The sequence below is a fragment of the Mesorhizobium sp. ESP7-2 genome, assembly GCF_020164715.1.
Lineage (GTDB): Bacteria > Pseudomonadota > Alphaproteobacteria > Rhizobiales > Rhizobiaceae > Mesorhizobium.
In genome coordinates, this window is record NZ_JAIUGQ010000007.1 from 1 (window position 1) to 24,371 (window position 24,371).

Below are 24,371 nucleotides of genomic sequence, written 5' to 3' on the forward strand. Positions count from 1 at the left end.
CCCCCCTCTGTCCTGCCGGACATCTCCCCCCCGAGGGGGGAGATTGGACTTTGTCTCCGCCTTCGCCAATTGCCGACGTTGAAGGACTGGCGCCGATCGAGCGAACTGCCAATGTCCCCCCAAGTGGGGGAGATGTCCGGCAGGACAGAGGGGGGCGCCGTAGAGTGCTTCCGTCTATCGTTAGCTTTCCTGATTGCCGCTTTACTTGGCCCCACGCCCGCCTTCGCGCACGCCTCCGACCGTGGCCACGTCCTGCTACTCCCAACCGGCTACTACCTGATCGGCGGCGCTTTCGCCGTAGCCGCCAGTTTCCTCATGCTGACGCTGCTGCCGGCGGATTGGATTGACCGTTTCTGGCATCGGCGCCTGCCGCTCTTCGCCTTCAGCGACAGCGCCCGAATCGCCGTCAGCGTGATATCCTTTGCCGGCTTTGCAGTTCTCGTCGCCGCCGGCTTCCTCGGCAGCCGCGATCCCCTCTCCAACCCGCTGCCACTGGTGATCTGGACGCTGCTATGGGCCGGCCTGACGCTGCTGCAAGGCGTGTTCGGCGATCTCTGGGCGTGGCTCAACCCTTGGTACGGCCCGTGGCGGCTGCTGTCGCGGCTCAGCGGCAGAGGCGATGAGGCGGCCTGGCAACTTCCGCAATGGCTTGGCCGCTGGTCGGCCGTCGTCATGTTCATCGCCTTTGCCTGGTTCGAACTCGTCTATCCAGCTCCTGACGATCCGGCACGGCTTGCATGGGTCGCCGGCCTCTATTGGCTGTTCACATTGATGGCCATGCTGGTGTTTGGCTACGACAAGTGGAGCCGCAACGGTGAATTCCTCGGCATATTCTTTTGGATGGTGGCGCGCTTCGCGCCGATCGAGCGCGGCGACAAAGGCCGTCTTGCGCTGTGCTGGCCGGGCGCCAAGCTGCTCACGGCCGAGCCTTTGCCGGCCAGCGGCATCGCCTTCCTGCTGCTCGCTCTGTCCTCGGTCTCCTTCGACGGCCTGTCGAAGACCTTCTTCTGGCTCGGCCTGTACGGCATCAATCCACTGGAATTTCCCGGCCGTTCGGCGGTGATCGGCAGCGGCAGCCTTGGCCTTGTCCTGACATTCGTGCTGCTCGCGGCAGTGTTCCTGCTTGCCGTGGTCCTCGGCCAGCGCCTTGCCGGCAGCGATCGGCCTCTCGCCGAGGCAGCGGGACTGCTGGTGTGGTCGATCGTGCCGATCGCGCTCGCCTATCATGTCGCGCACTATCTGACGGCGCTGCTGGTCGACGGCCAATATGCCTTGGCCGCCCTGTCCGACCCCTTCGCACTGGGCTGGAATCTGTTCGGCACCGCCGACATGCAGGTCGAAGCCGGGGTCGTTGCCGGCGCGGCGTCGGCGTGGTGGCTGTGGAACATCCAGGCCGGCGCCATCATCCTTGGCCATGTCCTCGCGGTTCTCGTCGCCCACGGCTTTGCCTGGCGCCTGCACCCGCAGCCGGCCCGCGCCGCGCTCAGCCAGTTTCCGCTCACCGTCTTGATGATCGCCTACACCATTTTCGGCCTTTGGCTGCTTGCCACGCCGACAGTCGGATGAGACAAGCTGTCCGCGTGGGCCATCCGGGTGAGCCATGCCCCGGCGGAAAGCTCGCTTGCCAGGTCAGGCCTTTGGTGATTTAGTTTGTACACATGCAATTTTGCATCCTCTTGCCGAGGATGTTCGAGCCGCCTTATCGTTGGTCAAAACACAAAAACAGGGGAACGAACGTGACTGACAAGAACGGATTTTTCGACCTCTCCAAAACCACGCTCACCCGCCGCACGGCGCTGAAGGGTCTGGCCGCCGGCGCCGGCGTCGCCATGGCGCCCGGCTTCGTCCGCTATTCCCAGGCGCAAAGCTCCGCGCCGATCAAGATCGGTTTCCAGTCGCACCGCACCGGCATTGGTGCTGCCTATGGCCGCTGGTACGAGAAGACCACCGCCGCCGCTATCAAGGCGATCAACGCCGCCGGCGGTATCAATGGCCGTCAGGTCAAGGTTATCATCGAGGATGACGGCACCGATCCCGGCCGCGGCGCCGAAGTGGTCGGCAAGTTCGCCACCCAGCACAAGACCGACATCGTCTTCGGCACGCTGTTCTCGCATGTCGTCATCGGCTCGGCGCCTGCCGCCGGCGAAAACAAGATGCCCTACTTCGTCGTCAGCGAAGGTCACCACGTGGCCTCGACCAAGCTCAACCGCTACGTCTTCCAGCCTGGTATCACCGACGTGAAGAGCCAGATCCAGTCGATGGCTCCGTGGATCGCGGCCAATGCCGGCAAGAAGGTGACGCAGATCTTCCCCGATTTCGCCTTCGGCTACGACCATCGCGACTACCTGCCGCCGGCGCTGAAGGCGCAAGGCGCCGAGGTGATCGCGCAGATCGCCATCCCGCCGACGGAGAGTTCCTTCACCAAATACTTCCCGCAGATCCCTGCCGAGACCGAGGTCATCTACCACGTCATGGTCGGCCCCGCGGTGCTCACCTTCGTCAAGGAACTCGGCGAGTTCTACGGCTCCAACCGGCCGCAGCTCTTCGGCTTCATCGATTCGCTCGAGGCCGTCGACATCAACAGCCCCGGCCTCGAATTCCTCGACGGAAGCCATTTCTGGGAAGGCTCGCCGCGCTACGCCCAGCCCGATGACACCGAAGCGCAGAAAGCCTATCGCGCCGCCGTCGGCATCGACGACAATGGCGCCGCCGTCGGCGACCCCAAGGACGTCTCCACCGCCGCGCACATGTTCGGCTGCTGGGAAACGCTCTACGTCGTCAAGAAGGCGATGGAGGACGCTGGCTACAAGGGGCCGGAAGATCGCGCCAAGCTGGTCGAGGCGACCGAGGCGCTGAAGGAATTCGCCGAAGGGCCGGAGCATCCGCAGGGGCCGAAAACCTTCAACGGCAAGATCCACCAGTGCTTTGGCATCCAGAACATCTCCAAGGTCGAAGGCGGCAAGCTCAAGGTCGTCCACAAGACCAAGATCGAGGACGGGCTTTACGAGGCCGAAGGGGATTACACGACGCAGGCGCTCTAGGCTCATTCCAGCAAGGGTGCCTCGCGCATCCGCTGGTGCATAGATGCACTTCGGCCCTCACCTCCTCCTCGCCGCCCTCGAAGGCCTCGTCACCTCGGCCGTGCTGGCGCTGACCGCGCTTGGCCTGTCGCTGGTGTTCGGCGTGATGCGAGTCGTCAACGTCGCCCATGGCGAGTTCTTCATGCTGGGCGCCGTGCTTGCCTGGGCGATCACATCGGCAATCGGCGGCCACCCGGCCCTCGGCTTCCTGGCGGCCCTGGTGATCGCTCCGCTGATCGTCGGCGCCATCGCGCTGTTCGCCGAACGGCTGGTGCTGCGCCGGCTCAACTACAATCCGGAAGCCACCATCGTCGCCACCATCGGCATGCTCTACATCATCCAGCAGCTGGCGCTGACTTTCTATGGTCCCGAAGCGCGGCCCGTCGAGCCGCCGTTCAGCTATCGCATCCTTTTGCCGTGGTTCGGCTATTCCGGCTACAAACTGTCGATCATTGCCGCATCCGCCCTCCTGCTGATCGCGACATGGCTGGTGCTGACGCGCACGAAAATTGGTCTCATCATGCGTGCCACGCAATATGACAGCGAGACGGCACAAGCCTTCGGCATCCCTGTCGACCGCGTCTATGGCGGAGTCTTCGCGCTCGGCGCCATGCTGGCGGCCATTGCCGCGGTGCTGATCGTGCCGATCAGCCAGGCGCATTACCTGATGGGGCAGGATCCGCTGCTCTTGTCCTTCATCGTCGTCATCATAGGCGGCCTCGGCTCGTTGCGCGGCACCGTCGTCGCCGCCGTGCTGATCGGCCTGTCCGACGGCATCATCTCGATGTTCTTTTCGCCGACGCTGGCCAAGATCATCGCCACGCTGCTGGTCGCCTTGGTGCTGGTGTTCCGGCCGCAAGGCCTGTTCGGGACGGCGTCGCGATGAGCGAAGCTTCGCCGGCAAAGGCCTACGCGCTGCATCTCGGCGTCATCGGCTTGCTCTTCGTGCTGAGCTTCCTGCTGCCGGACTATTATCACGGTCTGCTCGCCCGCATCATGGTGCTGGCGGTCTTCGCCATGGGCTACAACATGCTGTTCGGCTATGTCGGCCTGCTCAGCCTCGGCCATGCCATGTTCTTCGGCGCCGGGCTTTATGGCGCCGGGCTCGCCGTCATCCAGCTCGGCTGGAGCGTGCCGGCGGCGTTCGCCGCTGGTCTCGGCTGCGGAGTGGTTCTTTCGCTGATCATCGGCCTCCTGGCGCTGCGCACTACGGGTGTCGCCTTCATGATCGTCACTATGATGTTCGCCCAGGTATTTTATCTCGCCATCCTCTATTTCGCGGCCTGGACCGGGGGTGATCAGGGCATGGTCGTGCCGCAGCCGGCACGTGTACTCACTTTCGGCGCCACATCGCTCGACCTCACCAACCCGACCGTGCGCTACATGACAGCACTCGGCTTGTTCTCTCTCGTGCTGCTGATCACGCTCGCCGTCGTCCGTTCCAGATATGGCCGCGTGCTGGTCGCAATCAGGGAGAACGAGGAACGGACGAAGATGCTGGGCTACGACACCTTCTCCAACAAGCTCGCCGCCGTCGTCGTCTCCGGCGCGATCTGTGCGGCGTCCGGCGCCGCCTACGCGCTGCTGTTCGGCTATGTCGGCTCGAGCTTCGCCTCGGTGCAGTATTCGATCCTGCCGCTGCTGTGGGTGCTGCTCGGGGGTGCCGCAACAACGCTCGGGCCGCTGATCGGCACGCTGTTCATGTACTATGTCATCGACGTCACCAGCGGCTACACATCGGCCTATTTGCTGATCGTCGGCGTCGCGCTCATCCTGCTGGTTCTGTTTTTTCCCAAGGGCATTCTCGGCACCGTCCGCCAGCGCTGGCTCGGATGGCTGCCATGACGCCGCTGCTGACCACGAAGGCTCTGTCGCGCAGCTTCGGCGGCCTGCGCGCCGTCGACAACGTCGACTTCACCCTGATGCCCGGAGAAATCCGCGCCGTCATCGGCCCCAACGGCGCGGGCAAGACCACCTTCGTCAGCCTGGTCAGCGGCCGCATCCGGCCCTCTTCGGGAGCGATCCTCTTCGACGGCGCCGACATCACCGGCCTGCCGGCCTATGTCAGGGTCCGCCGGGGCATCGCCTACACCTTCCAGATCACCAGCGTCTTCGCCAATCTCAGCGCCTATGACAATGTCGCGCTGCCGGTGCAGCGCACGCTGAGCGACGGCCGCTCGAAGGGTGCTGTGCGTGCCGGCGTCATGTCGGCGCTCGAACGCACCGGGCTGGCTGATCGCGCCCATATGCCGGCCGGGCAATTGTCCTACGGCCATCAACGATTGCTGGAAGTGGCGATGGGCCTGGCGCTGAAGCCGCGCCTGCTGATCCTCGACGAGCCAACGCAAGGTCTGGCCGATAGCGAGATCGACAATTTCATCGAGGTCGTGCGCGACATCGCAGGGAACGCCACCGTGCTGCTGATCGAGCACAACATGCCGGTCGTCATGCAGCTCGCGCACCGCATCACCGTCTTCAACGCCGGCAGGATCCTGGCCGAGGGTGCGCCCGAAGCCATCCGTGAGAACGCCGCGGTGCAGGAAGCCTATCTGGGGACCGCCCCATGACGGAGACGAGCAAGACCGATGCACTGGTGATCTCGGGGCTGGATTGCTTCCATGGCGAGGTCCAGGTGCTCTACGGACTCGATCTCGTGCTGAACAAGGGCGAGGTGCTGTGCCTGTTCGGCCGCAACGGCGCCGGCAAGACGACGACGCTGAAAGCGATCATGGGCCTGGTTCCGGCAAGTGCCGGTTCGATCAGGCTCGCTGGCCGGGAGTTGACCGGCCTGCCGGTGCATGAGGTGCCGAAGGCCGGCGTCGCCTATGTGCCGCAAGGAAGGCGATTGTTCGCCGAGATGACCGTGGCCGAGAATATCGAGATCGGGCTGATGGCGCGCGGCAAGGACAAGGCGACACGCGAGAACGTCCTCGATCTGTTCCCGCTGCTGCGCCAACGGCTGCGGCAGCGCTCGGGCACCTTGTCCGGCGGCGAACAGCAGATGCTGGCGATGGCGCGTGCGCTCTGCCTGGAGCCGCAGGTGCTTTTGCTCGATGAGCCGACCGAAGGGCTGATGCCGTCGATGATCGCCAAGATCCGCGAGACGGTGTCGAAGCTGCGCGAGATGGGTGTCTCCACCATACTGGTCGAGCAGCGGGTCGATGCCGTGCTGTCGGTCGCCGATCGTGTCTGCTTCATTGAAAACGGCCGCAACCGCGAGACGGTCGATGTCGAGGCCCTGCGCGCCGACCCGTCGGCGGTCCGGCGCTATGTCGGCGTCGGTTGAGACTGCCGCAACACCCTGCGGACGATAGCGCCGCCCCTCATCGCCCTGCCGGGCACTTCTCCCCGTATAGTGACGGGGAGAAGAACGCCTTCGCCAATGGTTTCGCCAAACATCAACGTCGCCGGAGGGCGTCCTCGTTGCGGCCCTCTCCTTCTCCCCGTCACTATACGGGGAGAAGGAGCCGGCAGGCGGATGAGGGGCAGCGCAAACGGTACAATTCAAAAGCGCCAATTCACCCACCGAAAAACAGAAAACCCGCGATCAGAAAGGTTGGGATCAGCACCAGCCCGGACCACAGCATATAGCCGAAGAAGCCCGGCATCTTGACGCCGCGATGTCTGGCAATGGCATAGACCATGAAGTTGGGTGCGTTGCCGACATAGGTGTTGGCGCCCATGAACACGGCGCCCGCCGAGATCGCGGCGAGCGTCGAGGCGAACTCCGTCATCAGGTGTTGAGGGTCGCCGCCCGCCAGCTCGAAAAACACCAGATAGGTCGGCGCATTGTCGAGGAAGGATGACAGCGCCCCGGTCAGCCAGAAATAGGCGAGGTCGCTGGGCGTGCCTTGTGCCGACGTGACGAGCGCGACCAGCGGCGCCAGCGCGCCGTCATGGCCGGCTCTCAAAATGGCGACCACCGGAACGATGCAGATGAAGATGCCGGCGAACAATTTGGCCACTTCCGCGATCGGACCCCAATTGAAACCGTTCGCTTGGCGGTGGCTCTTGTAGGAGAGGGGAAGCGATAGCAGGGCCAGCGCGAGAATGACCGCGTCGCGTACCAGGTTCTGCAGTTCGAGACCGACGCCGAACACGGAAAAGCTCACGCCCGGCTTCCAGGCCGCCGACAGCAGGATGGCGCCGATCACACCGACCAGCAGCGGAAGGTTGGCCAGGCCGCGCAGACGCACTTTCGTATCCGGTGTTGGATCCTTGATCTTCGGCGCGCCGGCCTCGCGCCGGTGCAGGATGAGGTCGATCGCCAGGAACACCGCCAGCACGACGACGCCGACGAACAGCGTCTCCCGGTAGAGGTTGGTGGTCGTCCAGAAGAAATCGACGCCGCGCAGGAAGCCGACAAACAGCGGCGGGTCGCCGAGCGGCGTCAGCGAACCGCCAATGTTGGATACCAGGAAAATGAAGAAGATGACGACATGGCCATTGAAAGGCCTGTTGTCGTTGGCGCGCAGGATCGGCCGGATCAGGATCATCGAGGCGCCCGTCGTGCCGATCACCGAGGCAAGCAGCGCCCCGACCGCCAGCAGTCCGGCATTGACCAGCGGTGTGCCGTGGATGTTGCCGGCAAGCAGGATGCCGCCCGAAATCGTGTAGAGCGCAAACAGCAGGACAATGAACGACATGTATTCGGTGAGCAGCGCGTGCAGCACCGCCTCGGTTGCCGCCGGCGCGCCGAAGGCAACCGCGAGCGGCACGATCACCAGCGCCGCCCACAAGGCCGCGATCTTGCCGTAGTGATGTTCCCAGACATGGTGGAACAGCAGCGGACCGGTCGCGATCGACAGGAGCAGCCCGGCAAAAGGCAGCGCCCACCAGAGCGACATCGTGGCGCCAGGCAGGCCGTGTTCGTCGGCCGCGAAGGCCGACACCGGAAACAGCATCGCGACGACGATCGCACCGGCCGCCCCGATCGCCATCGGCATGGATCCCCTTCTGACCCCCACGGTGCGGTCAGCCCGACGTGTGATCTTCGAGCGTCACGCCGGCATCGCGCATTTTCGCCAGCATTGTCTCGAGCGATCCGTTGAGATCGATGCCACGGCAGGCATCGAGCCTGACCGTGGTGCTAAAACCCTGTTTGACCGCATCCAGCGCCGAGAAGGCGACACAGAAATCGGTCGCCAGGCCGACCAGGGTCAGCGTGTCGATGCCGCGCTCACGGAGATAGCCGGCGAGCCCGGTGGGCGTCGCGTGATCGTTCTCGAAGAAGGCGGAGTAGCTGTCGATGGCTGGACGAAATCCCTTGCGTATGACGAGTTCGGCCTTGGTCCAGGCAAGGCCGGAATGGAAATCCGAGCCGAGACTGCCCTGAATGCAATGATCCGGCCACAGCGTCTGCGGACCATAGAGCATCTCGATCGTCGAAAAAGGCTGCGCGCCGGGATGGCTGGAGGCAAAGCTGGAATGGCCGGCGGGGTGCCAGTCCTGCGTCAGCACGACATGGTCGGTTCGCCGGATCATGTCATTGACCAGCGGCACGATCTCGTCGCCGCCGGCAACGGCCAGCGCGCCGCCCGGGCAAAAATCGTTCTGCAGGTCGATGACAACGAGCGCTTCGTCGGCCATGGGGTTTCCTTCCTGTCAGGCTAGGGCTCGGGTTCCGAACGAGGGACCGGGCGAAAGAAAAAGCCGCTGGCGCGACCGGAGGGAGAAACTTGACCAGATGGCGGGCCGCGTCAACCTCCAGCGGCATAACTAATGCGTGGCGATGCCAGCCACACGGGCGCCGCCGCAAACTCTGGCTTTGACAATTTCCGCCGTCTTGATATCATTTGCATACGAATGAATTTGCCGGATTGAAACCGGCAAGATATCCCCGGGAGCAAGCGCCTTGGGAGGGCCGATTTCCGGGAAGGCCCATTTTGTTGGGAAGGCCCACCTTATTGGGAAGGAAAGCGTGATCCGTTACGCGAAACCCACCACGGTCGACGAGGCGCTCGCGCTGCTTGGCGAGGGCGCCTGGCGTATTCTTGCGGGCGGCACGGATTTCTATCCGGCACAAGGCAGCAAGCCGTTTCGCGACAATGTCCTCGACATCAACGGCCTGACGGCGCTGCGCGGCATCGCCGAGACCGGCAGCCACTGGATCATCGGCGCGCGCACGACATGGACCGATGTCATCCGCCACCCCTTGCCGCCAGCCTTTGACGCACTGAAACAGGCGGCGCGCGAGGTCGGTTCGGCGCAGATCCAGAACGTCGCCTCGGTCGCCGGCAATCTGTGCAACGCTTCGCCGGCCGCCGACGGCGTGCCGGGGCTGCTCGTGCTCGACGCCGAGGTCGAGCTGCGCTCGGCGGCGGCGACGCGCCATCTGCCCTTGTCCGAGTTCATCCTGGGCAACCGCCGCACGGCCTTGCAGCCTGGCGAGATGGTGACGGCCATCCGCGTGCCGAAACCCACCGGTACATCGGCCTTCGTCAAGCTCGGCGCCCGGCGTTATCTCGTCATCTCCATCGCCATGGTGGCGGCGCGTCTGGTTGTCGAGAATGGCATTGTCGCGGATGCGGCCGTCGCCGTCGGCTCCTGTTCCGCCGTTGCCAGGCGGCTTGCCGGTGTCGAGGCGGCGTTGCGCGGGCTTCCCCTGGACGCCGGGCTTGTTGCCGCGGTCCGGTCGGCGCAGATGGCTGAGCTGTCGCCGATCGCCGATGTGCGCGGCAGCGCCGAATACAGGCTCGAAGCGGTGCGCGAGATCGTTGCGCGCGCGGTGCTCGAGGCCGCGGGCAATCCGAAAGGCGACAAGGTGGCCGCATGAGCATGGATCGCGCCGATATCGCCTTCGCGGTCAATGGCGCCGCCGTCTCGATCTACGTGCCGCCGCTGCGCCGGCTGTCCTCGGTGCTGCGTGACGAATTGCGGCTGACCGGCACAAAGGTCGGTTGCGACGCCGGCGACTGCGGCGCCTGCACGGTGCTGGTCGACGGCGATCCCGTCTGCGCCTGCCTGATGCCGGCGGCTTCCGCTGCCGGCACCGCGGTGACGACGGTCGAGGGCCTCGCCAATGGCCGGCTGTCGGCGCTGCAAGCCTCGTTCCTGGCGCATGGCGCCGCGCAATGCGGTATCTGCACGCCGGCGCTGCTGGTCGCGGCAACCGCGCTGCTGGACACGAAACCCAGTCCGACCGAGACCGAGGTGCAGGATGCACTGGGTGGGATACTCTGCCGCTGCACCGGCTATCGGAAGATCATCGCGGCGGTGATGAAGGCCGGACAATTTGCAATAAAGCCATCGACGGATAGCGCTGCCCCTCATCCGCCTGCCGGCACCTTCTCCCCGTATAGTGACGGAGAGAAGGGAAGCGCTCCAGCGTTGGCGCCCCCCTCTCCCCGCCCCTTGCGGGGAGAGGGTAAGGGTGAGGGGCAGCGCCAACTTTATGAACTGGATCGCGATTTCGATCGGAGGATGCCGGCCTCGGGCCATGCCGTTGGGGCTTCGCCGGTCAGGCTCGATGGCGTGCCGAAGGTAACGGGCGATGAAAAATTCGGTGGCGATTCCTTCCCGGCCGATGCGCTGGCCGTGCTGGTGATCCGCTCGCCGCATTATCATGCCGGCTTCGCCTTCGGCGACATCGATGGCTGGGCGAGAAACCATCCCGGTATCGCGGGCGTTTTCACGGCCGACGATATCCCAGGGAAAAACTGTTTCGGCGTGATCGGCCCGTTCGCCGACCAGCCGGCGCTGGCCGAAGGCTTTGTCCGGCTTCGCGGCGAGGCGGTCGCCCTGGTAGCCGGTGAGCGCGAGGCGATCCTCGATCTCGATCTGTCGGATTTCCCTATCCGCTGGATCGAACTGCCGCATGTGCTCCAGCCCAGCGACGCGCAGGCCGAAGGTGCGGCGCTGATCCATGAAAACCGCCCGGCCAATTTGTTGACCAAGGGCTTTGTCGAGCGCGGTGATCCCGAGTCGGCACTTGCCGGTGCGGCCGTCACCGCCAGCGGCGCGATCGACACCTCCTATGTCGAGCACGCCTATATCGAGCCGGAAGCCGGCTATGCATATCTCGACGGCGATACGCTTGTCGTCGTCGCCTGCACCCAGGCGCCCTACATGGACCGTGACGATACGGCGAAAGTGCTCGGCCTCGCCGTCGACAAGGTGCGCATCGTGCCGACCGCGACCGGAGGCGGCTTTGGCTCCAAGCTCGACGTTTCCCTGCAGCCTCTCATCGGCCTCGTGGCGCTGAAGACCGGGCGGGCGGCGGCGCTCGCCTACACCCGCAACGAATCCATGATTTCGACCACCAAGCGTCATCCGGCCCGGATGAAGGCCACCATCGGCGCCGATGCCGACGGCTACGTCACCGGCATGGTCTTCGAGGGCGATTTCAACACCGGCGCTTATGCGAGCTGGGGCCCGACGGTCGCCAACCGCGTGCCGGTGCACGCCTCCGGCCCCTATGCGACGCCCAACTATCGTGCAGAGGGCCGCGCCATCCACACCCATGGGCCGATTGCAGGTGCCTTCCGTGGTTTCGGCGTGCCGCAGGCGACGATCATGCAAGAGACGCTCTATGACGAACTCGCCGGAAAGCTCGGCATGGATCGACTCGACTTCCGCCTGAAGAACTGCCTTCGGAACGGCTCCGAAACGGTTACTGGGCAGCTTCTGGAGTCTGGCGTCGGCATCGCCGAATGCCTCGAAGCCCTGCGGCCGCATTGGGCGCGGGCGACGGTCGATGCGGATGCTTTCAACAGCGCCAGTATCGATCGAAAGCGCGGCGTCGGCGTTGCTTCGTGCTGGTATGGCTGCGGCAACACATCCCTGCCCAATCCGTCGACCATCAGGGTCGGCATCGCGGCTGACGGCGCGGTCATCCTGCACCAGGGCGCCGTCGATATCGGCCAGGGGTCCAACACCGTCATCACGCAGATCTGCGCCGACGCGCTCGGCCTGCCGCTGGAAAAATTCAGGCTCAAGAGCGCCGATACGGCGATCAGCCCCGACGCCGGCAAGACTTCGGCCTCGCGACAGACTTTCGTGAGCGGCAAGGCGGCCGAGAGGGCGGGGCGGGCCCTGCGCGAAAAGATCCTGCGCTTTGCCAATGTCTCGGACAAGGCTTCCCTTCAACTGGATGGCTCGGCGATTGTCATCCGCGAAGGCGAGGCGACGCGCCGTATCGATCTTGCCTCGCTCGATGCGGATGCCGAGGGCTTCGTCTTCCGCGCCGAGGAGACCTATGACCCGCCAACCCTGCCGCTCGATGCCAAGGGCCAGGGCAAGCCCTATGCGGTCTATGGCTATGGCGCGCAGATCGCCGAGCTCGAGGTCGATCTCAGGCTCGGCACGGTCAAGCTGATCAGGATCATCGCGGCGCATGACGTCGGCAAGGCGATCAATCCGCTGCTGGTCGAGGGCCAGATCGAAGGCGGCATCGCGCAAGGCATCGGCATGGCGTTGATGGAAGAATACATTCCCGGCCGCACCGAGAACCTGCACGATTATCTCATCCCGACCATTGGTGACGTGCCGCCGATCGAGACCATCCTCATCGAGGTGCCCGATCCGGAAGGACCGTTCGGCGCCAAGGGCCTTGGCGAGCACGTGCTGATCCCGACGGCGCCGGCGATCCTCAATGCCATCCGTCACGCCACCGGCGTGCTGGTCACAAAGGTGCCGGCAACGCCAAGCCGCATCCTGGCGGCCATCCGCGAGAAGGAGGCACGTGCATGAGCGAGCTTGCCGAACGCTTCGAAACCCATGAACCCGGTGAGAAGCTGGTGGCGGAAAAGATCCGCTGCGACGCCTGTCCCGTCATGTGCTACATCGCAGACGGGCGCACCGGCGCCTGCGACCGCTATGGCAATGTCGCGGGCCGGATCGTGCGCATGGACCCGCTGACCATCCTCGACCACGCAGCCGAAACCGGCGCTGCCATGGTGCCCTTTGTCGCCGAGGGCGAACAGTGGGACGGCGAACTGGTCAACACCGGCCGCCGCTTCGTCACGGCAATCGGCGCCGGCACCACCTATCCCGACTACAAGCCCGCTCCCTTTATCGTCAGTCAGGAAGTCGACGGCGTCGATCTCGTCACCGTGGTGACCGAAGGCATCTTCTCCTATTGCGGCGTCAAGGTGAAGATCGACACCGACCGTCATATCGGACCCGAAACGGCTGTTGTGCGGGCAGAGGGCGAGGCCGTCGGCCACGTCACGACGGGCGAATACGGCTCGCAGATGCTGTCGCTGGGCGGCGTGCATCATCTGACCGGCGGGTCCAAGGCGGAGGGCCGCACCACTTGCGACGCGCTGCTCAACTTGTGCAACCGCAAACCAGTGGAACTCAGCATAGACGGCGGCGCCACCGTCATTGTCGAAGCCGGCAAACCGCCAGTCATCGACGGCAAGCAGGAACACCGCATGCGCGTCGGCTGCGGCTCGGCCACCATCGGCATGTTCGCCACGCAATGGCGCGGCCTGGTCGACGAGGTCGTGGTGGTCGACGACCACATCACCGGCGTCGTCTCCGAGCATCAAGCCGGCAAGGTGCTGGGCTGGCAGGATACCGGCATCAAGATCATCGGCCGCCGCTCCACACCGGGCCGCTATTTCAAGGTCTCCGAGCCCGGCCTCGGCTGGGGTGGCACCAGCATTTCCGATCCGCTGTCGATCCTCGGCGAGTGGAATGCCAAGAAGGGCGCGCGGCCGGGCCTGTCGCTGCTGATGGTTTCGACCACCGGCGAGCAATTCGCCTACTACGAACTCGACGACGAGCTGAAGCCGGTCGAAAAGCCGTTTCCGGACCGGCTGCAGAAATCCGTCAACCTGATCGAGGACAATTGCGAGCCGGCTTTGTGCACCGTGCTGTTCATCGGCGGCGCCGGCGGGTCGCTGCGTGCCGGCGTCACCGAAAACCCGGTCAATCTCACCCGTTCGGTGCAGGGCCTGAGAACCTACGTCACCGTGGGCGGCGCGCCGGTCTATGTCTGGCCGGGCGGCGGCATCACGCTGATGGTCGATGTCAGCAGGGTTCCGGAAGGCGCCTTCGGCTACGTGCCGACGCCGGCGCTGGTGGCGCCGATCGAATTCACCTTGCGCCGCGACGATTACATCAGGCTCGGTGGCTACGAGGCCGAAATTCGCAGCGTTGCGGACATCGTCGCCAAGGGCGGCGAGTATCTCAACCCCCGGCGCGGCACGGGTGCCCCGTCCAGCAATCCATGGCCGCCGCTGGCGCAGTTGCGCCGCGCGGGCTCCAACGGGGCTGGCTGATGGAAGGCCCGCAAGCGCATTGGCTTCAGGACGGCAAGCGGCTGCATCTCAACCACGGGCCGATCGACCTGATCGTCGAGGCCTTTGGCGAGGCCGATGAGTGTCGCGCCGCCTACGCCCAGGCCGTCGCGCGCTTCCAGACGATCCTGATCGAGTTGGTCGAGGAGCTTCCCGAACTGCGCCTTCAGGCATTTTTCCTGGCGCCGCGCGCCTTCGCCGGCCCGACGGCGCGCCGCATGGAAGCAGCCGTCATGCCGTTGGCGGAATGCTTTATCACGCCGATGGCCGCCGTTGCTGGATCGGTAGCCGACGAAATGCTTGCCGCGCTGCTTGCGGGTCGCAAGCTCGATCGCGCCTATGTCAACAATGGCGGCGACAGTGCCCTCCACATCGGCGCGGGCCGATCCATCGGATTGGCGGTCGCCGGCACCGGCAACGGTCTGGCCGACCGGATCACGATCCGCGCCGAGGATGGCGTACGGGGTGTTGCAACCAGCGGCTGGCGTGGCCGCTCCTTCTCGCTTGGCATTGCCGATGCCGTCACCGTGCTCGCGCGGACCGGCGCCGAGGCCGATGCGGCGGCGACACTCATCGCCAACGCGGTGGACCTGCCCGGCAATCCCGCCATCAGGCGCATTCCCGCACGCGACCTGTCGCCCGACAGCGATCTTGGCGCGCGGCTGGTGACACAAGGCGTCGGCACGCTTGTACCTGACGAGGTGGCGCGGGCGCTGGACAATGGCCTTGCCGTCGCCGAAGATTTTCGCCGGCGCGGCCTGGTTGCCGCATCGGCGCTGTTTCTTGGCGGGGAGGCCCGTATCAGTGGCTCCGTTGCACTCGGCCCGCCCAACAAGCATGAACCGGAGGAAGTTGCCCATGCCTGAGTTTCCGATCCGCAAGATCGCGGTGCTGAGCGAAGAGATCTTTCACGAAGGCGGGCCTGTCGCCGCGGTGCCGCGCCGGCGTGCTGCCGCCATGGCCGTGGTCAGCAACCCGTTCGCCGGACGCTATGTCGAGGAGCTGCAGAGCGCCATGGACGATCTGAAGCCGCTCGGCCTGCTGCTCGCCGACCGGCTGATCGCCGCACTCGGCGGCGACGTCAGACAGATCGACGGCTACGGCAAGGGCGCCATCGTCGGCACCGCGGGCGAACTGGAACACGGCGCGCTCTGGCATGTGCCGGGCGGCTACGCGATGCGGGAGCGGCTCGGCGATGCCAAGGCGATCGTGCCCTCGGCCAAGAAGGTCGGCGCCTTCGGCTCGAAGGTCGACGTACCGCTCGGCCATATCAACGCCGCCTATGTGCGCAGCCATTTCGACGCCATGGAAGTCGGCATCAGCGACGGCCCGCGCCCCGACGAGATTCTGTTCTGCCTGGCCATGACCTGCGGCCCGCGCGTCCATAACCGCATGGGTGGCCTCGCGGCGGACGACATAAAAGCCTGGGACGGGCTGCGGTGAGCGGCGAGGACAATCTGCTCGAGCTCGTCGAGGCCGAAGAAGCCGAAGACGGCCATGACTACCTCCTCCAGGAACAGGTAGGCTTCATCCTGCGCAAGGCGCACCAGCGCCATGTCTCGATCTTCGCCGCCCGTATCGCCGACCTGACGCCGCCGCAATTCGCAGCACTGGCCAAGCTGCATGATGTCGGCGAGACTTCGCAGAACCAGCTCGGCACGTTGATCGCCATGGATGCCGCAACGGTAAAGGGCGTGATCGACCGGCTGAAGGCGCGCGGTCTGGTCAAGCTTTCCAGGCATGAGGTCGACAAAAGGCGGCTGCTGGTCAATTTGACGGCCGAGGGCCGCGAAGCGATCGAGCGCCTGATCCCGCTCGCAAGGGAGATCACGCAGGAAACGCTGGCGCCGCTCACGGCCAAGGAGGCCGCCACTTTCATGAAGCTGCTGGCCAAGCTGGCATAGGCGCCGCCCCGCCAACTGGGTCGCCGCCCCCTGAAAAGAGCGGCAATCGTGGCCCAATCCAAAACGCAAATGTGAAGCATCTCCAAGCCTTGACTTGGGTCCCTGCCGATCCAGATGGCTCTGGACGGGCCCAGAGTTCATGCATTCACGCACCGCTCCTCATCGTTGATTTGCTCGAAGCTGACGAATGCCCGCCGAAAGGAGACATCTGTGAAAAACAAGTCGCTCATCGTGCTGGTCACATCACTGGCTTCCGGCCTCATGCTTGCATACGGCGCGACGTCGGTGGCGCTCGCGCAAAGCGGGACCAACATCGTCGTCGGCGCGGATACCACCTTCCCGCCGTTCGAGACGGAGACGAACGGCGAGGTTACCGGCTTCGACATCGACATGATCAAGGCAATCGCCAAGGCGGAAGGTATGACGGTCAGCCTGAAGACACTGCCGTTCAACGGAATTATCCCGAGCCTGCAGGCGGGATCGATCGACGCGGCGGTCGCAGGGATCACGATCAAGACCAGCCGGATGCAGAACGTCGATTTCAGCGACGCCTATTACAAGTCCGGCCTTTCGGTGCTGGTCAAGAAAGACTCCGACATCAAGGGTTTCGACGACCTCAAGGGCCACGTGGTTGCCACCAAGAAAGCCACCTCGTCGGTGGACTATATGACGGGCAAGGGCTTCCAGTCCGACTACATCAAGCAATTCCAGAACATCGATGCCGCCTATCAGGCGCTTGAGACTGGTGGGGCCGACGCCGTCATCTTCGACAATCCGGTCAACGTCAATTTCAAAACCGCCCATGACGACGTCAAGATCGTCGGCCCGCTGCTGACCGGCGAATATTACGGCATCGCAATCAGCAAACAAAAGCCCGAGCTGGCCGGGAAGATCAATGACGGCCTCTCCAAGATCAAGCAGAACGGCGAATATCAGAAGCTGTTCGAGAAATATTTCGGCGGCGATACCAGCGGCATGGTCAAGGAAGTGCAAAAGCCGGCGAGCGTTGCGATTTCGGGCTGAGTCTCGTTCTGATCGTCTGAACGGCAGATAGCTCAGCCTCCCGGCCGTCCAGCAGGTGACCGCAAAGCAAGTGGCGAGACCACTGCGATGCGTTCTTCTCGCCGGGACGGTCGGGGATATCCAAGGCACGGTTCATGGATCCCATCCGGCAAAACCTACCCGTTCTACTCGACGGTTTGCGGCTGACGATCCAGTATTCGATTGTCGCCATCATCCTGATGGTGGTCATCGGCCTGGTCGCGGCACTCATGCGCCTGTCGGCGGTCGCGCCGCTGCGGTGGATCGCCACCGCCTATGTCGAAATTTTCCGATCCACGCCGCTGTTGGTGCAACTCTTCTTCATCGTGCTTGGATTGCCTGCGATCCTGCCCGTCAACCACTGGTTCGGGCAATTGACTTATCCCATCCTCGCGGCCGCGTTCACGCTCAGCCTGAACGAAGGTGCCTACGTCACCGAAATCATCCGCGCGGGTATTCTCGGCGTCGACCGGGGCCAAAAGGAAGCCGCCCAAAGCATCGCGATGAACGGCTTTCAGACGATGCGCTACATCGTTCTGCCCCAGGCGTTCAAGCGCATGATACCGCCGCTGGTCAATCAGGCGGCCCAGACGATCAAGGATACCTCGCTGCTGGCTCCGGTCGGCATCGCCGAGCTGGTCTACAAGGGTGAGATCGTGATTGCCGAGACGTTCGCATCCTTCGCCATCTGGGGTCTCATCGCGGCCCTGTACTTCGTCCTCATCTTCTCTTTGTCGAAGTTCTCGTCTTACCTGGAGAGGAGGCTTCAAGTTGATAAACGTTAAAGACCTTCACAAGTCCTTCGGCCACAATGAGATCCTGAAGGGGATAAGCACGCATGTGGCGGAAAAAGAGGTGGTCGTCGTTATCGGCCCTTCGGGCAGCGGCAAAAGCACGTTTCTGCGCTGCCTGAACGGCTTGGAGACCGCAACCAGCGGCGAGATTGAAATCGCCGGCATGACGCTGACCGATCCGAAGACGAACATTCACCTGCTGCGCCAGCATGTCGGCATGGTGTTCCAGCAGTTCAATCTCTTCAGGCACCTGACCATTCTGGAGAACGTCACGATCGGCCCGCGCAAGGTCAAGAAGATCGCGTCGGCCGAAGCCAACCGGGTCGCGCGCGAGTTGCTGGCCAAGGTCGGCCTCGTGGGGAAGGAAGCGAGCTATCCGGACGAGCTTTCCGGCGGCCAGCAGCAACGGGTGGCGATCGCCCGCTCGCTGGCCATGGGACCGAATGTCATGCTTTTCGACGAGCCGACCTCGGCGCTCGACCCTGAAATGGTGGGTGAGGTGCTCCAGGTCATGAAGACGCTCGCGATCGAAGGCATGACGATGATGGTCGTCACCCACGAGATGGGCTTTGCCCGCGAGGTCGGGCACAGGGTGATTTTCATGGATGACGGACTGATCGTGGAAGAGGGAGCGCCCAAGGCGCTCTTCTCGGATCCGCAGAGGAACCGCACCAAGAGTTTCCTGGCGAAAATCCTGTAGGCGAAAAGCCCGCCTGCGGCAGACGAGGGGCAGCGCCATGCGATGCCCCTCTTTCCTGTTCTCGCAATTCCGACGGAAAACCCCGTTACGCACTTTTCCCGGAATTGCTCCGGCGAGCTTCTCAAGGGTCGATTGATGATCCGCAATTCATGTCGGCCGCTGGGCGCGGTGGTGCAGAGCGTGAGTGCCTAAAGCATGATGCCGAAAAGTGTGGCGCTGTTTTCGGACGACCTCATGCTTCCTGAGATTTAGAGCCTGATCAGGGCGTGAAGACAGCAGAACACAGCTCTTGCAGCTTCGAAAACACACCCTTGCCGCCTGTGATGACCTGTGTCCCGCTCTGCAACACCGTCTTCGGATTCGCCTTCAGGATCGTGCCGCCGGCTTCCTCGATCAGCAGCATGCCGGCCACGCAGTCCCAGGCGTTCATGTGTTCTTCCACATAGCCGAGCAGTCGGCCCGAGGCGACATAGGCGAGCATCAGCGCGCCGGAGGCGTTTCGGAAGAAGACGCCGCCCTCGGCCAGGATCTTCTTGATCAGCACGGCGATGTTTTCGGCCTCGGCCCGGTTCGAGAAGCCTGTGCCCACCGAGCCCTCTTCCAGGCTGGTCGCCGCGCTCGTCCTGATTGGCCGGCCGTTGACGAAGGCGCCGCCGCCCAGCCTTCCGTGGAAGGTCTCACCGGTCGACGGCTCGTGAATGACGCCGACGATCGTCTCTCCATCCCTTGCGCAAGCGATGACCACGCACCAGGCCGGAATGCCGCGCACGAAATTGGCGGTGCCGTCGATGGGGTCGATCACCCAGACATGGCCGGTCGAGCCGGCGACCGAGGCATGCTCCTCGCCGATGATGCCGTCCTGCGGATAGTCGGCGGCGATCGCCGCGCGGATGAACAGTTCGACTTCGCGGTCGGCTTGCGAGACCAGGTCCTGATGACCCTTGCTCTCGATGGTCAGGCTGTCGAGATCCCGGAAATATTGCAGGCCGAGTTCGCCGGCGCGCCGCGCCAGATCAATCGCGAAGTGCATGCGTGCGTCGAGGTCATGTGTCACGGAAAAGCGCGCTCCTGCCTGAGGATGACCCGCACTTAGCAGAGCATCGCTACCGGCAAAAGCAATTCAGGCGGCTTGCGAAAGCGATTTGTGGGCCTCGGCCAAAATCTCGAAGGAGCGCACGCGGGCGGCGTGATCGAAGATCTGCGCGGTGACCATCAGCTCGTCGGCGCCGGTGCGGCGCACGAACGCATCGATGCCTTGCCGGACCGTTTCCGGCGAGCCGACGACGGCGCATGACAGCGCCTGGCCGAGCATGGTCTTGGCCATCGCGTCGAGATCCCGGTCATAATTCTCGACCGGCGGCGGCAATCTTCCGGGCCTGCCGGTGCGAAGATTGACGAAGGCCTGCTGCAGCGAGGTGAACAGCAGCCGCGCCTCGGCGTCGGTGGGTGCCGCGAAGACGTTGAGGCCGAGCATGACATGCGGCTTGTCTAGTTGCTCCGACGGCTGGAAGCGCGAGCGGTAGATGTCCAGCGCGTGATCGAGCTCCGCCGGCGCGAAATGCGAGGCGAAGGCGTAGGGCAGGCCGAGCATGGCGGCGAGTTGCGCGCCGTAGAGGCTCGACCCGAGAATCCAGATCGGCACCGTCTGGCCTTCGCCGGGCACGGCGCGCAGGCGCTGGCCTTCCTCGGCGGGCAGGAAATAGCCCATCAGCTCGACGACATCCTGCGGGAAATTGTCGACGCCGGCCTCGAGATTGCGGCGCAATGCACGCGCCGTGTTCATGTCGGTGCCGGGCGCGCGGCCTAGCCCCAGGTCGACACGGCCGGGAAACAAGGCGGCCAGCGTGCCGAACTGCTCGGCGATCACCAGCGGCGCATGGTTGGGCAGCATGATACCGCCGGCGCCGACACGAATGGTCTTGGTGCCGCCGGCGACATGGGCGATGACGACAGCCGTTGCCGCACTGGCGATGCCTGGCATGTTGTGGTGCTCGGCCAGCCAGTAGCGCTTGTAGCCGAGCCGCTCGGCGTGGCGCGCGAGGTCGAGCGAATTGGCGAGCGATTGCGAGGCATCGCTGCCTACGACGATCGGCGACAGGTCGAGAACGGAAAGGTCGGTCATATACTGGTCTCCACGATCTTCTTCTCGCGCACCCGGGCCTCGAAGGCCGTGCGGTCGGGAATGGTGATGCCGAGCAGGCCTTCCAGCGTGTCCGCGAGTTCGGCGGCGGTGGTGATCTGCTTCTGCTCGGTTCGGCCATCGATGTGGTGGATCGACAGGCGATTGCCTCGCAAGGCGTAGCGCCGGTCCGGCGCGGCGCGCGCCGCCAAAACCGAGGTCAGGAAATGCGATGCCGGGTTGGTCGACAGGAAATAGTTGACGACGGAATAGTCGACCTCATATTGCGGCTGCAGGTCGAAGCGATACAGCGAGCGCCAGTCGCCGCCGACAGCGGCCTGCAGGCGGAAGTGGTCGCCGGTTTCGATGATGCGGAACGTTTCGTGCGGGGTCGTCTGTTCGAGGTCCGGCTCGAGCAGCAGCGGGGCCGTCAGGGTCAGGCCACCGAAGCCGACATCGGCTATATAGGTCCGGCCGTCGAACTCGACGCGCAAAAGCATGTGGCTGCGCGCCGTGATCGCGTCCTCGCTCTGACCCCAGAGCACACGCGCGGCGAGGCCGCCGACCTCGAAGCCAAGCGCCTTCAGCGCATGCATGAAAATGAGATTGTGCTCGAAGCAATAGCCGCCACGCCCGTCAAGGACGATCTTGTCCTGTAGCGATGCGGCGTCCAATCGGACCGGGTGCCCCAGAAACGGATCCATGTTCTCGAAAGGGATCGCCTGCGGATGCAGGAAATGAAGCGTCTTCAGCGTGTCGAGCGAAGCATCCCTGGAACCGGCATGGCCGATCCGGGCGAAATAGGCGTCGAGGTCGAAGGGAGCGTCGTTCATCGGGAAGGGCACCGGGCGCTGATGGGGCGGATATAGGCATTCGATCCCGCAGCCGCAAACCGTGCGCCGTTTATGCGGCGGCCGTGCCGTCCTGCTCGTCGGCTTCCTCCTCCATGACCGCTGTATGTTGCGCGGCGAGAAAATTGCCGACATGGCTAAGGCTCTCGAAATGGTCGCAGAACACCTTGACGACGACCAGCAGCGGCACCGCCATCAGCGCGCCGACGAAGCCCCACAGCCATGACCAGAATGCGATGGCGATGAAGATCGCCACGGCGTTGATCTCAAGCCGCCGCCCGACCACCATGGGCGTCACGAACTGGCCTTCGATGATGTCACACAACACCAGGAAGGCAGGCGCCAACAACGCGTAGGCGATCGTGTCGAAGCTGATCAGTGCGATGACCGTGACAAGGACAAACGTGATCATGGCTCCGACATAGGGCAGGAAATTGAGCAGAGCGGCCGCCGCGCCCCAGACCAGCGGATTGGGCATGCCAAGCGCCCACAGGCCGAGGCCGATGACCGTGCCGAGGCCGGTGTTGATGATGGTGACGGTGAGCAGATAGTGCGAGATTTCCCGCTCGACGTCGTAGACGATGCGCAGCGCCCGCTTCTTTTCGGTGAGGCTGGCGAAGGACTGGATGATCTTTTCGTAGAACATCGTGCCCGAGGCGAGCAGGAACAGCGACAACACGAAGATGATGGTCAGGCTTGTTCCGGCCGACAGGATGTTGCTCGCCGCCGCCGAGAGGAAGCCTGACTGCGCTACCGCGACTTTTTGCACACCCGGCTCCTGCGAGGTCTCGGTCAGCCCTTCGATCTGGTGCGCAATCTCCATGATCCTCTCGACCGGCCGTCGCAACTGCGCCAATCGCTCGGTCAGTTGCTGGCCGATGGACGACGTGTTGTTGATGAGATCGATGACGGGGCCGCTGAGCACATAGCCGGCGCTCGCGAAGATGAAGACGGACACAAGCACCAGAAGCGTCGCCGAAACCACTTCGGGAATGCCGCGCTTGCGCAGCAGCCGCACGATCGGCGTCAGCGTCAGCGTCAGCAGGAAGGCCAGGATGACCGGCATGAAGAAGGCGCGCGCGAAATAGAGCGCATAGACGGTCATGAACAGGAAGATGCCGATGAGCAGCGAGCGCATCAGGCGCGTATCGGCGCGCGCCGCCACACGCGTCTCTTCAGCTTCGGCTGCGCCTGCGCCCAAAGCGGCAGGTTCGGCTTTCATCGTGATCCCCTCGGCGGCAACTGATGCGATCCGCTGACGAAAAACGCCGGCGCGGCTTCAAGGTTCCGTTAGCCGGCACTGACGGCGCGGGCCGCAGTTGAGGGGTGCTGCCGCCAACTGCGCAGCCGGTGGCTCGCCTAGGAGTATCCCATATTACATACCGTGTCCGGGCACGTGGCGGGCCTAGTACGGGAGCGGCTGGAATTGCTTCTGGTTCACGCAACAGGCGCCGCCATGGCCGGCGCGGGTTTCGCCGTTTCCTTGCGCACGATCGGCGCCACCTTGGTGCCGTAAAGCTCGATCGCCTTCATGATCTTGGCGTGCGGCATGATGCCGATCGCCATTTGCAGCAGGAAGCGGTCGTTGCCGAAAATCCTGTGCTGGGCAACGATCTTTTCCGCAACCTGTTCCGGATTGCCGACGAACAGGGCGCCATTGGGACCGCGCGACTGGTCGAAATGCGCGCGCGATGTTGGGCCCCAGCCGCGCTCTCGGCCGATGCGGTTCATCACCTCGGCCTGCGGGCCATAGAAATCGTCCGCCGCCTGCTCGGTCGTCTCGGCGATGAAGCCATGCACGTTGATGCTGGTGGCCAACCCTGCCGGATCGCTGCCGGCGCGCTTGGCTGCCTCACGGTAGAGGTCGAACAGCGGCGCGAAGCGCGCCGGTTCGCCGCCGATGATGGCAAGCGCCAGCGGCAGGCCGAGCGCGCCGGCGCGGGCGGCCGATTGCGGCGTTCCACCAATGGCGATCCAGACCGGCAGCCTCTCCTGGAACGGCCTGGGATAGACGCCGCGATCGTTGATCGACGCGCGCAGATTGCCTGACCAGGTAACCTTCACCTGATCGCGGATGGCAAGCAGCAAGTCGAGCTTTTCGGCGAACAGCTCGTCATAGTCTTCGAGGTTGTAGCCGAACAGCGGAAAGGATTCGATGAACGATCCGCGCCCGGCCATGATCTCGGCGCGGCCGCCCGACAGGAGGTCGAGTGTAGCGAATTGCTGAAAAACGCGCACCGGATCGTCGGAGGACAGCACGGTGACCGCACTGGTCAGCTTGATGCGCTTCGAACGCTCCGCAGCCGAGGCCAAAGCCACGACCGGCGCCGAAGCGGCATAGTCGGGCCGATGGTGTTCGCCGAGGCCAAAGACATCGAGGCCGACCTGGTCGGCCAGTTCGATCTCCTCGATCAGGTTGCGCAGCCGCTCGTGCGGGCCGATGGCGCCGGGACCCGGCACGGGGCTCACATCGGCAAAAGTGTAGAGGCCGAGTTCCATTTGGATGTCATCCCAGTGTGTTGATTGTCGCGCTAGAGTCGGATGATTTCAGGTCAATCGACCTGAAATCTGAATCCGACTCTAAATCAGAAAGAGATAGAGCATGATGTCGTCCGAAAACCGCTTCGCACTTTTCG

At 64.2% G+C, this 24,371-nt stretch carries 22 protein-coding genes; 15 read left to right on the forward strand and 7 right to left on the reverse strand.

Annotated elements, in window-relative coordinates; all coding sequences use genetic code 11:
- Nucleotides 1–132 precede the first annotated feature (132 nt).
- From LB543_RS09120 to LB543_RS09145, 6 genes are all read left to right on the forward strand, one after another.
- Nucleotides 133–1,566 carry a hypothetical protein gene (locus LB543_RS09120; RefSeq protein WP_224613789.1) on the forward strand — a complete coding sequence of 478 codons (1,434 nt, stop codon included), beginning with the start codon at nt 133–135 and terminating at the stop codon, nt 1,564–1,566.
- Between the two features lie 170 nt (nt 1,567–1,736).
- Nucleotides 1,737–3,041 (forward strand): ABC transporter substrate-binding protein, encoded by a 1,305-nt coding sequence (locus LB543_RS09125; protein ID WP_224613790.1) that lies wholly within the window; start codon nt 1,737–1,739, stop codon nt 3,039–3,041.
- Between the two features lie 43 nt (nt 3,042–3,084).
- Nucleotides 3,085–3,966, forward strand: coding sequence for a branched-chain amino acid ABC transporter permease (locus tag LB543_RS09130; protein ID WP_224613791.1), 882 nt, complete (start codon nt 3,085–3,087; stop codon nt 3,964–3,966).
- Entirely contained in the window at nt 3,963–4,925 is a 963-nt protein-coding gene (locus LB543_RS09135) for a branched-chain amino acid ABC transporter permease (protein WP_224613792.1), read from the forward strand. Before LB543_RS09130 ends, LB543_RS09135 begins: the two co-directional genes overlap by 4 nt.
- Nucleotides 4,922–5,647 (forward strand): ABC transporter ATP-binding protein, encoded by a 726-nt coding sequence (locus LB543_RS09140; RefSeq protein ID WP_224613793.1) that lies wholly within the window; start codon nt 4,922–4,924, stop codon nt 5,645–5,647. The genes LB543_RS09135 and LB543_RS09140 overlap by 4 nt, the downstream gene beginning before the upstream one ends.
- Entirely contained in the window at nt 5,644–6,366 is a 723-nt protein-coding gene (locus LB543_RS09145) for an ABC transporter ATP-binding protein (protein ID WP_140757350.1), read from the forward strand. Before LB543_RS09140 ends, LB543_RS09145 begins: the two co-directional genes overlap by 4 nt.
- A 232-nt stretch (nt 6,367–6,598) precedes the next feature.
- Here LB543_RS09145 and LB543_RS09150 read toward each other — a convergent pair whose 3' ends face one another.
- Together LB543_RS09150 and pncA are read right to left on the reverse strand one after the other, a co-directional pair.
- Nucleotides 6,599–8,026 carry a sodium:proton antiporter gene (locus LB543_RS09150; protein WP_224613794.1) on the reverse strand — a complete coding sequence of 476 codons (1,428 nt, stop codon included), beginning with the start codon at nt 8,024–8,026 and terminating at the stop codon, nt 6,599–6,601.
- A gap of 28 nt (nt 8,027–8,054) precedes the next feature.
- Nucleotides 8,055–8,669 (reverse strand): bifunctional nicotinamidase/pyrazinamidase, encoded by a 615-nt coding sequence (pncA, locus tag LB543_RS09155; RefSeq protein ID WP_140812350.1) that lies wholly within the window; start codon nt 8,667–8,669, stop codon nt 8,055–8,057.
- A 331-nt stretch (nt 8,670–9,000) separates the two neighbouring features.
- Between pncA and LB543_RS09160 the strand changes: the two genes are divergently transcribed.
- From LB543_RS09160 to LB543_RS09200, 9 genes are all read left to right on the forward strand, one after another.
- The gene (locus LB543_RS09160) at nt 9,001–9,855 is read left to right on the forward strand and encodes an FAD binding domain-containing protein (protein ID WP_224613795.1); all 855 of its coding nucleotides are present in this window, start codon (nt 9,001–9,003) and stop codon (nt 9,853–9,855) included.
- A complete protein-coding gene (locus LB543_RS09165) occupies nt 9,852–12,770 on the forward strand; it encodes a molybdopterin-dependent oxidoreductase (RefSeq protein WP_411908753.1) in 2,919 nt (972 codons plus the stop codon). Before LB543_RS09160 ends, LB543_RS09165 begins: the two co-directional genes overlap by 4 nt.
- Nucleotides 12,767–14,308, forward strand: coding sequence for a 6-hydroxynicotinate reductase (locus LB543_RS09170; RefSeq protein ID WP_224613796.1), 1,542 nt, complete (start codon nt 12,767–12,769; stop codon nt 14,306–14,308). Before LB543_RS09165 ends, LB543_RS09170 begins: the two co-directional genes overlap by 4 nt.
- The gene (locus tag LB543_RS09175; protein WP_224613797.1) at nt 14,308–15,192 is read left to right on the forward strand and encodes a UPF0280 family protein; all 885 of its coding nucleotides are present in this window, start codon (nt 14,308–14,310) and stop codon (nt 15,190–15,192) included. The genes LB543_RS09170 and LB543_RS09175 overlap by 1 nt, the downstream gene beginning before the upstream one ends.
- The gene (locus LB543_RS09180; protein ID WP_224613798.1) at nt 15,185–15,769 is read left to right on the forward strand and encodes an amino acid synthesis family protein; all 585 of its coding nucleotides are present in this window, start codon (nt 15,185–15,187) and stop codon (nt 15,767–15,769) included. The genes LB543_RS09175 and LB543_RS09180 overlap by 8 nt, the downstream gene beginning before the upstream one ends.
- Nucleotides 15,766–16,230 carry a MarR family winged helix-turn-helix transcriptional regulator gene (locus LB543_RS09185; RefSeq protein WP_224613799.1) on the forward strand — a complete coding sequence of 155 codons (465 nt, stop codon included), beginning with the start codon at nt 15,766–15,768 and terminating at the stop codon, nt 16,228–16,230. The genes LB543_RS09180 and LB543_RS09185 overlap by 4 nt, the downstream gene beginning before the upstream one ends.
- 210 nt (nt 16,231–16,440) lie before the next feature.
- On the forward strand, nt 16,441–17,253 hold the full coding sequence (locus tag LB543_RS09190; protein WP_181182918.1) for a basic amino acid ABC transporter substrate-binding protein: 813 nt from the start codon (nt 16,441–16,443) through the stop codon (nt 17,251–17,253).
- A 134-nt stretch (nt 17,254–17,387) separates the two neighbouring features.
- Complete coding sequence (locus tag LB543_RS09195; RefSeq protein ID WP_140811078.1) at nt 17,388–18,056, forward strand: amino acid ABC transporter permease; 669 nt, start codon at nt 17,388–17,390, stop codon at nt 18,054–18,056.
- Nucleotides 18,043–18,765, forward strand: a complete 723-nt coding sequence (locus LB543_RS09200) for an amino acid ABC transporter ATP-binding protein (protein WP_224591026.1) — start codon at nt 18,043–18,045, stop codon at nt 18,763–18,765. Before LB543_RS09195 ends, LB543_RS09200 begins: the two co-directional genes overlap by 14 nt.
- Nucleotides 18,766–19,024: 259 nt before the next feature.
- Here the strand turns inward: LB543_RS09200 and LB543_RS09205 are convergent, their stop codons facing one another.
- From LB543_RS09205 to LB543_RS09225, 5 genes are all read right to left on the reverse strand, one after another.
- Nucleotides 19,025–19,819 carry an inositol monophosphatase family protein gene (locus tag LB543_RS09205; RefSeq protein WP_224613800.1) on the reverse strand — a complete coding sequence of 265 codons (795 nt, stop codon included), beginning with the start codon at nt 19,817–19,819 and terminating at the stop codon, nt 19,025–19,027.
- 66 nt (nt 19,820–19,885) lie between these two features.
- On the reverse strand, nt 19,886–20,887 hold the full coding sequence (locus LB543_RS09210; protein WP_224613801.1) for an LLM class flavin-dependent oxidoreductase: 1,002 nt from the start codon (nt 20,885–20,887) through the stop codon (nt 19,886–19,888).
- Nucleotides 20,884–21,717 carry an arylamine N-acetyltransferase family protein gene (locus LB543_RS09215; protein ID WP_224613802.1) on the reverse strand — a complete coding sequence of 278 codons (834 nt, stop codon included), beginning with the start codon at nt 21,715–21,717 and terminating at the stop codon, nt 20,884–20,886. Before LB543_RS09215 ends, LB543_RS09210 begins: the two co-directional genes overlap by 4 nt.
- Nucleotides 21,718–21,787: 70 nt before the next feature.
- The gene (locus LB543_RS09220; protein ID WP_140757367.1) at nt 21,788–22,957 is read right to left on the reverse strand and encodes an AI-2E family transporter; all 1,170 of its coding nucleotides are present in this window, start codon (nt 22,955–22,957) and stop codon (nt 21,788–21,790) included.
- 215 nt (nt 22,958–23,172) lie between these two features.
- Nucleotides 23,173–24,234 carry an LLM class flavin-dependent oxidoreductase gene (locus LB543_RS09225; RefSeq protein ID WP_224613803.1) on the reverse strand — a complete coding sequence of 354 codons (1,062 nt, stop codon included), beginning with the start codon at nt 24,232–24,234 and terminating at the stop codon, nt 23,173–23,175.
- Nucleotides 24,235–24,371: the final 137 nt, after the last annotated feature.

Bases quoted from the DNA above. Each gene is read 5' to 3' on its own strand.
- LB543_RS09120 (WP_224613789.1), top strand. From the start codon at position 133: ATGTCCGGCAGGACAGAGGGGGGCGCCGTAGAGTGCTTCCGTCTATCG.
- LB543_RS09130 (WP_224613791.1), top strand. From the start codon at position 3,085: ATGCACTTCGGCCCTCACCTCCTCCTCGCCGCCCTCGAAGGCCTCGTC.
- LB543_RS09135 (WP_224613792.1), top strand. From the start codon at position 3,963: ATGAGCGAAGCTTCGCCGGCAAAGGCCTACGCGCTGCATCTCGGCGTC.
- LB543_RS09140 (WP_224613793.1), top strand. From the start codon at position 4,922: ATGACGCCGCTGCTGACCACGAAGGCTCTGTCGCGCAGCTTCGGCGGC.
- LB543_RS09145 (WP_140757350.1), top strand. From the start codon at position 5,644: ATGACGGAGACGAGCAAGACCGATGCACTGGTGATCTCGGGGCTGGAT.
- LB543_RS09150 (WP_224613794.1), bottom strand. From the start codon at position 8,026: ATGCCGATGGCGATCGGGGCGGCCGGTGCGATCGTCGTCGCGATGCTG.
- pncA (WP_140812350.1), bottom strand. From the start codon at position 8,669: ATGGCCGACGAAGCGCTCGTTGTCATCGACCTGCAGAACGATTTTTGC.
- LB543_RS09165 (WP_411908753.1), top strand. From the start codon at position 9,852: ATGAGCATGGATCGCGCCGATATCGCCTTCGCGGTCAATGGCGCCGCC.
- LB543_RS09170 (WP_224613796.1), top strand. From the start codon at position 12,767: ATGAGCGAGCTTGCCGAACGCTTCGAAACCCATGAACCCGGTGAGAAG.
- LB543_RS09175 (WP_224613797.1), top strand. From the start codon at position 14,308: ATGGAAGGCCCGCAAGCGCATTGGCTTCAGGACGGCAAGCGGCTGCAT.
- LB543_RS09180 (WP_224613798.1), top strand. From the start codon at position 15,185: ATGCCTGAGTTTCCGATCCGCAAGATCGCGGTGCTGAGCGAAGAGATC.
- LB543_RS09195 (WP_140811078.1), top strand. From the start codon at position 17,388: ATGGATCCCATCCGGCAAAACCTACCCGTTCTACTCGACGGTTTGCGG.
- LB543_RS09210 (WP_224613801.1), bottom strand. From the start codon at position 20,887: ATGACCGACCTTTCCGTTCTCGACCTGTCGCCGATCGTCGTAGGCAGC.
- LB543_RS09215 (WP_224613802.1), bottom strand. From the start codon at position 21,717: ATGAACGACGCTCCCTTCGACCTCGACGCCTATTTCGCCCGGATCGGC.
- LB543_RS09220 (WP_140757367.1), bottom strand. From the start codon at position 22,957: ATGAAAGCCGAACCTGCCGCTTTGGGCGCAGGCGCAGCCGAAGCTGAA.
- LB543_RS09225 (WP_224613803.1), bottom strand. From the start codon at position 24,234: ATGGAACTCGGCCTCTACACTTTTGCCGATGTGAGCCCCGTGCCGGGT.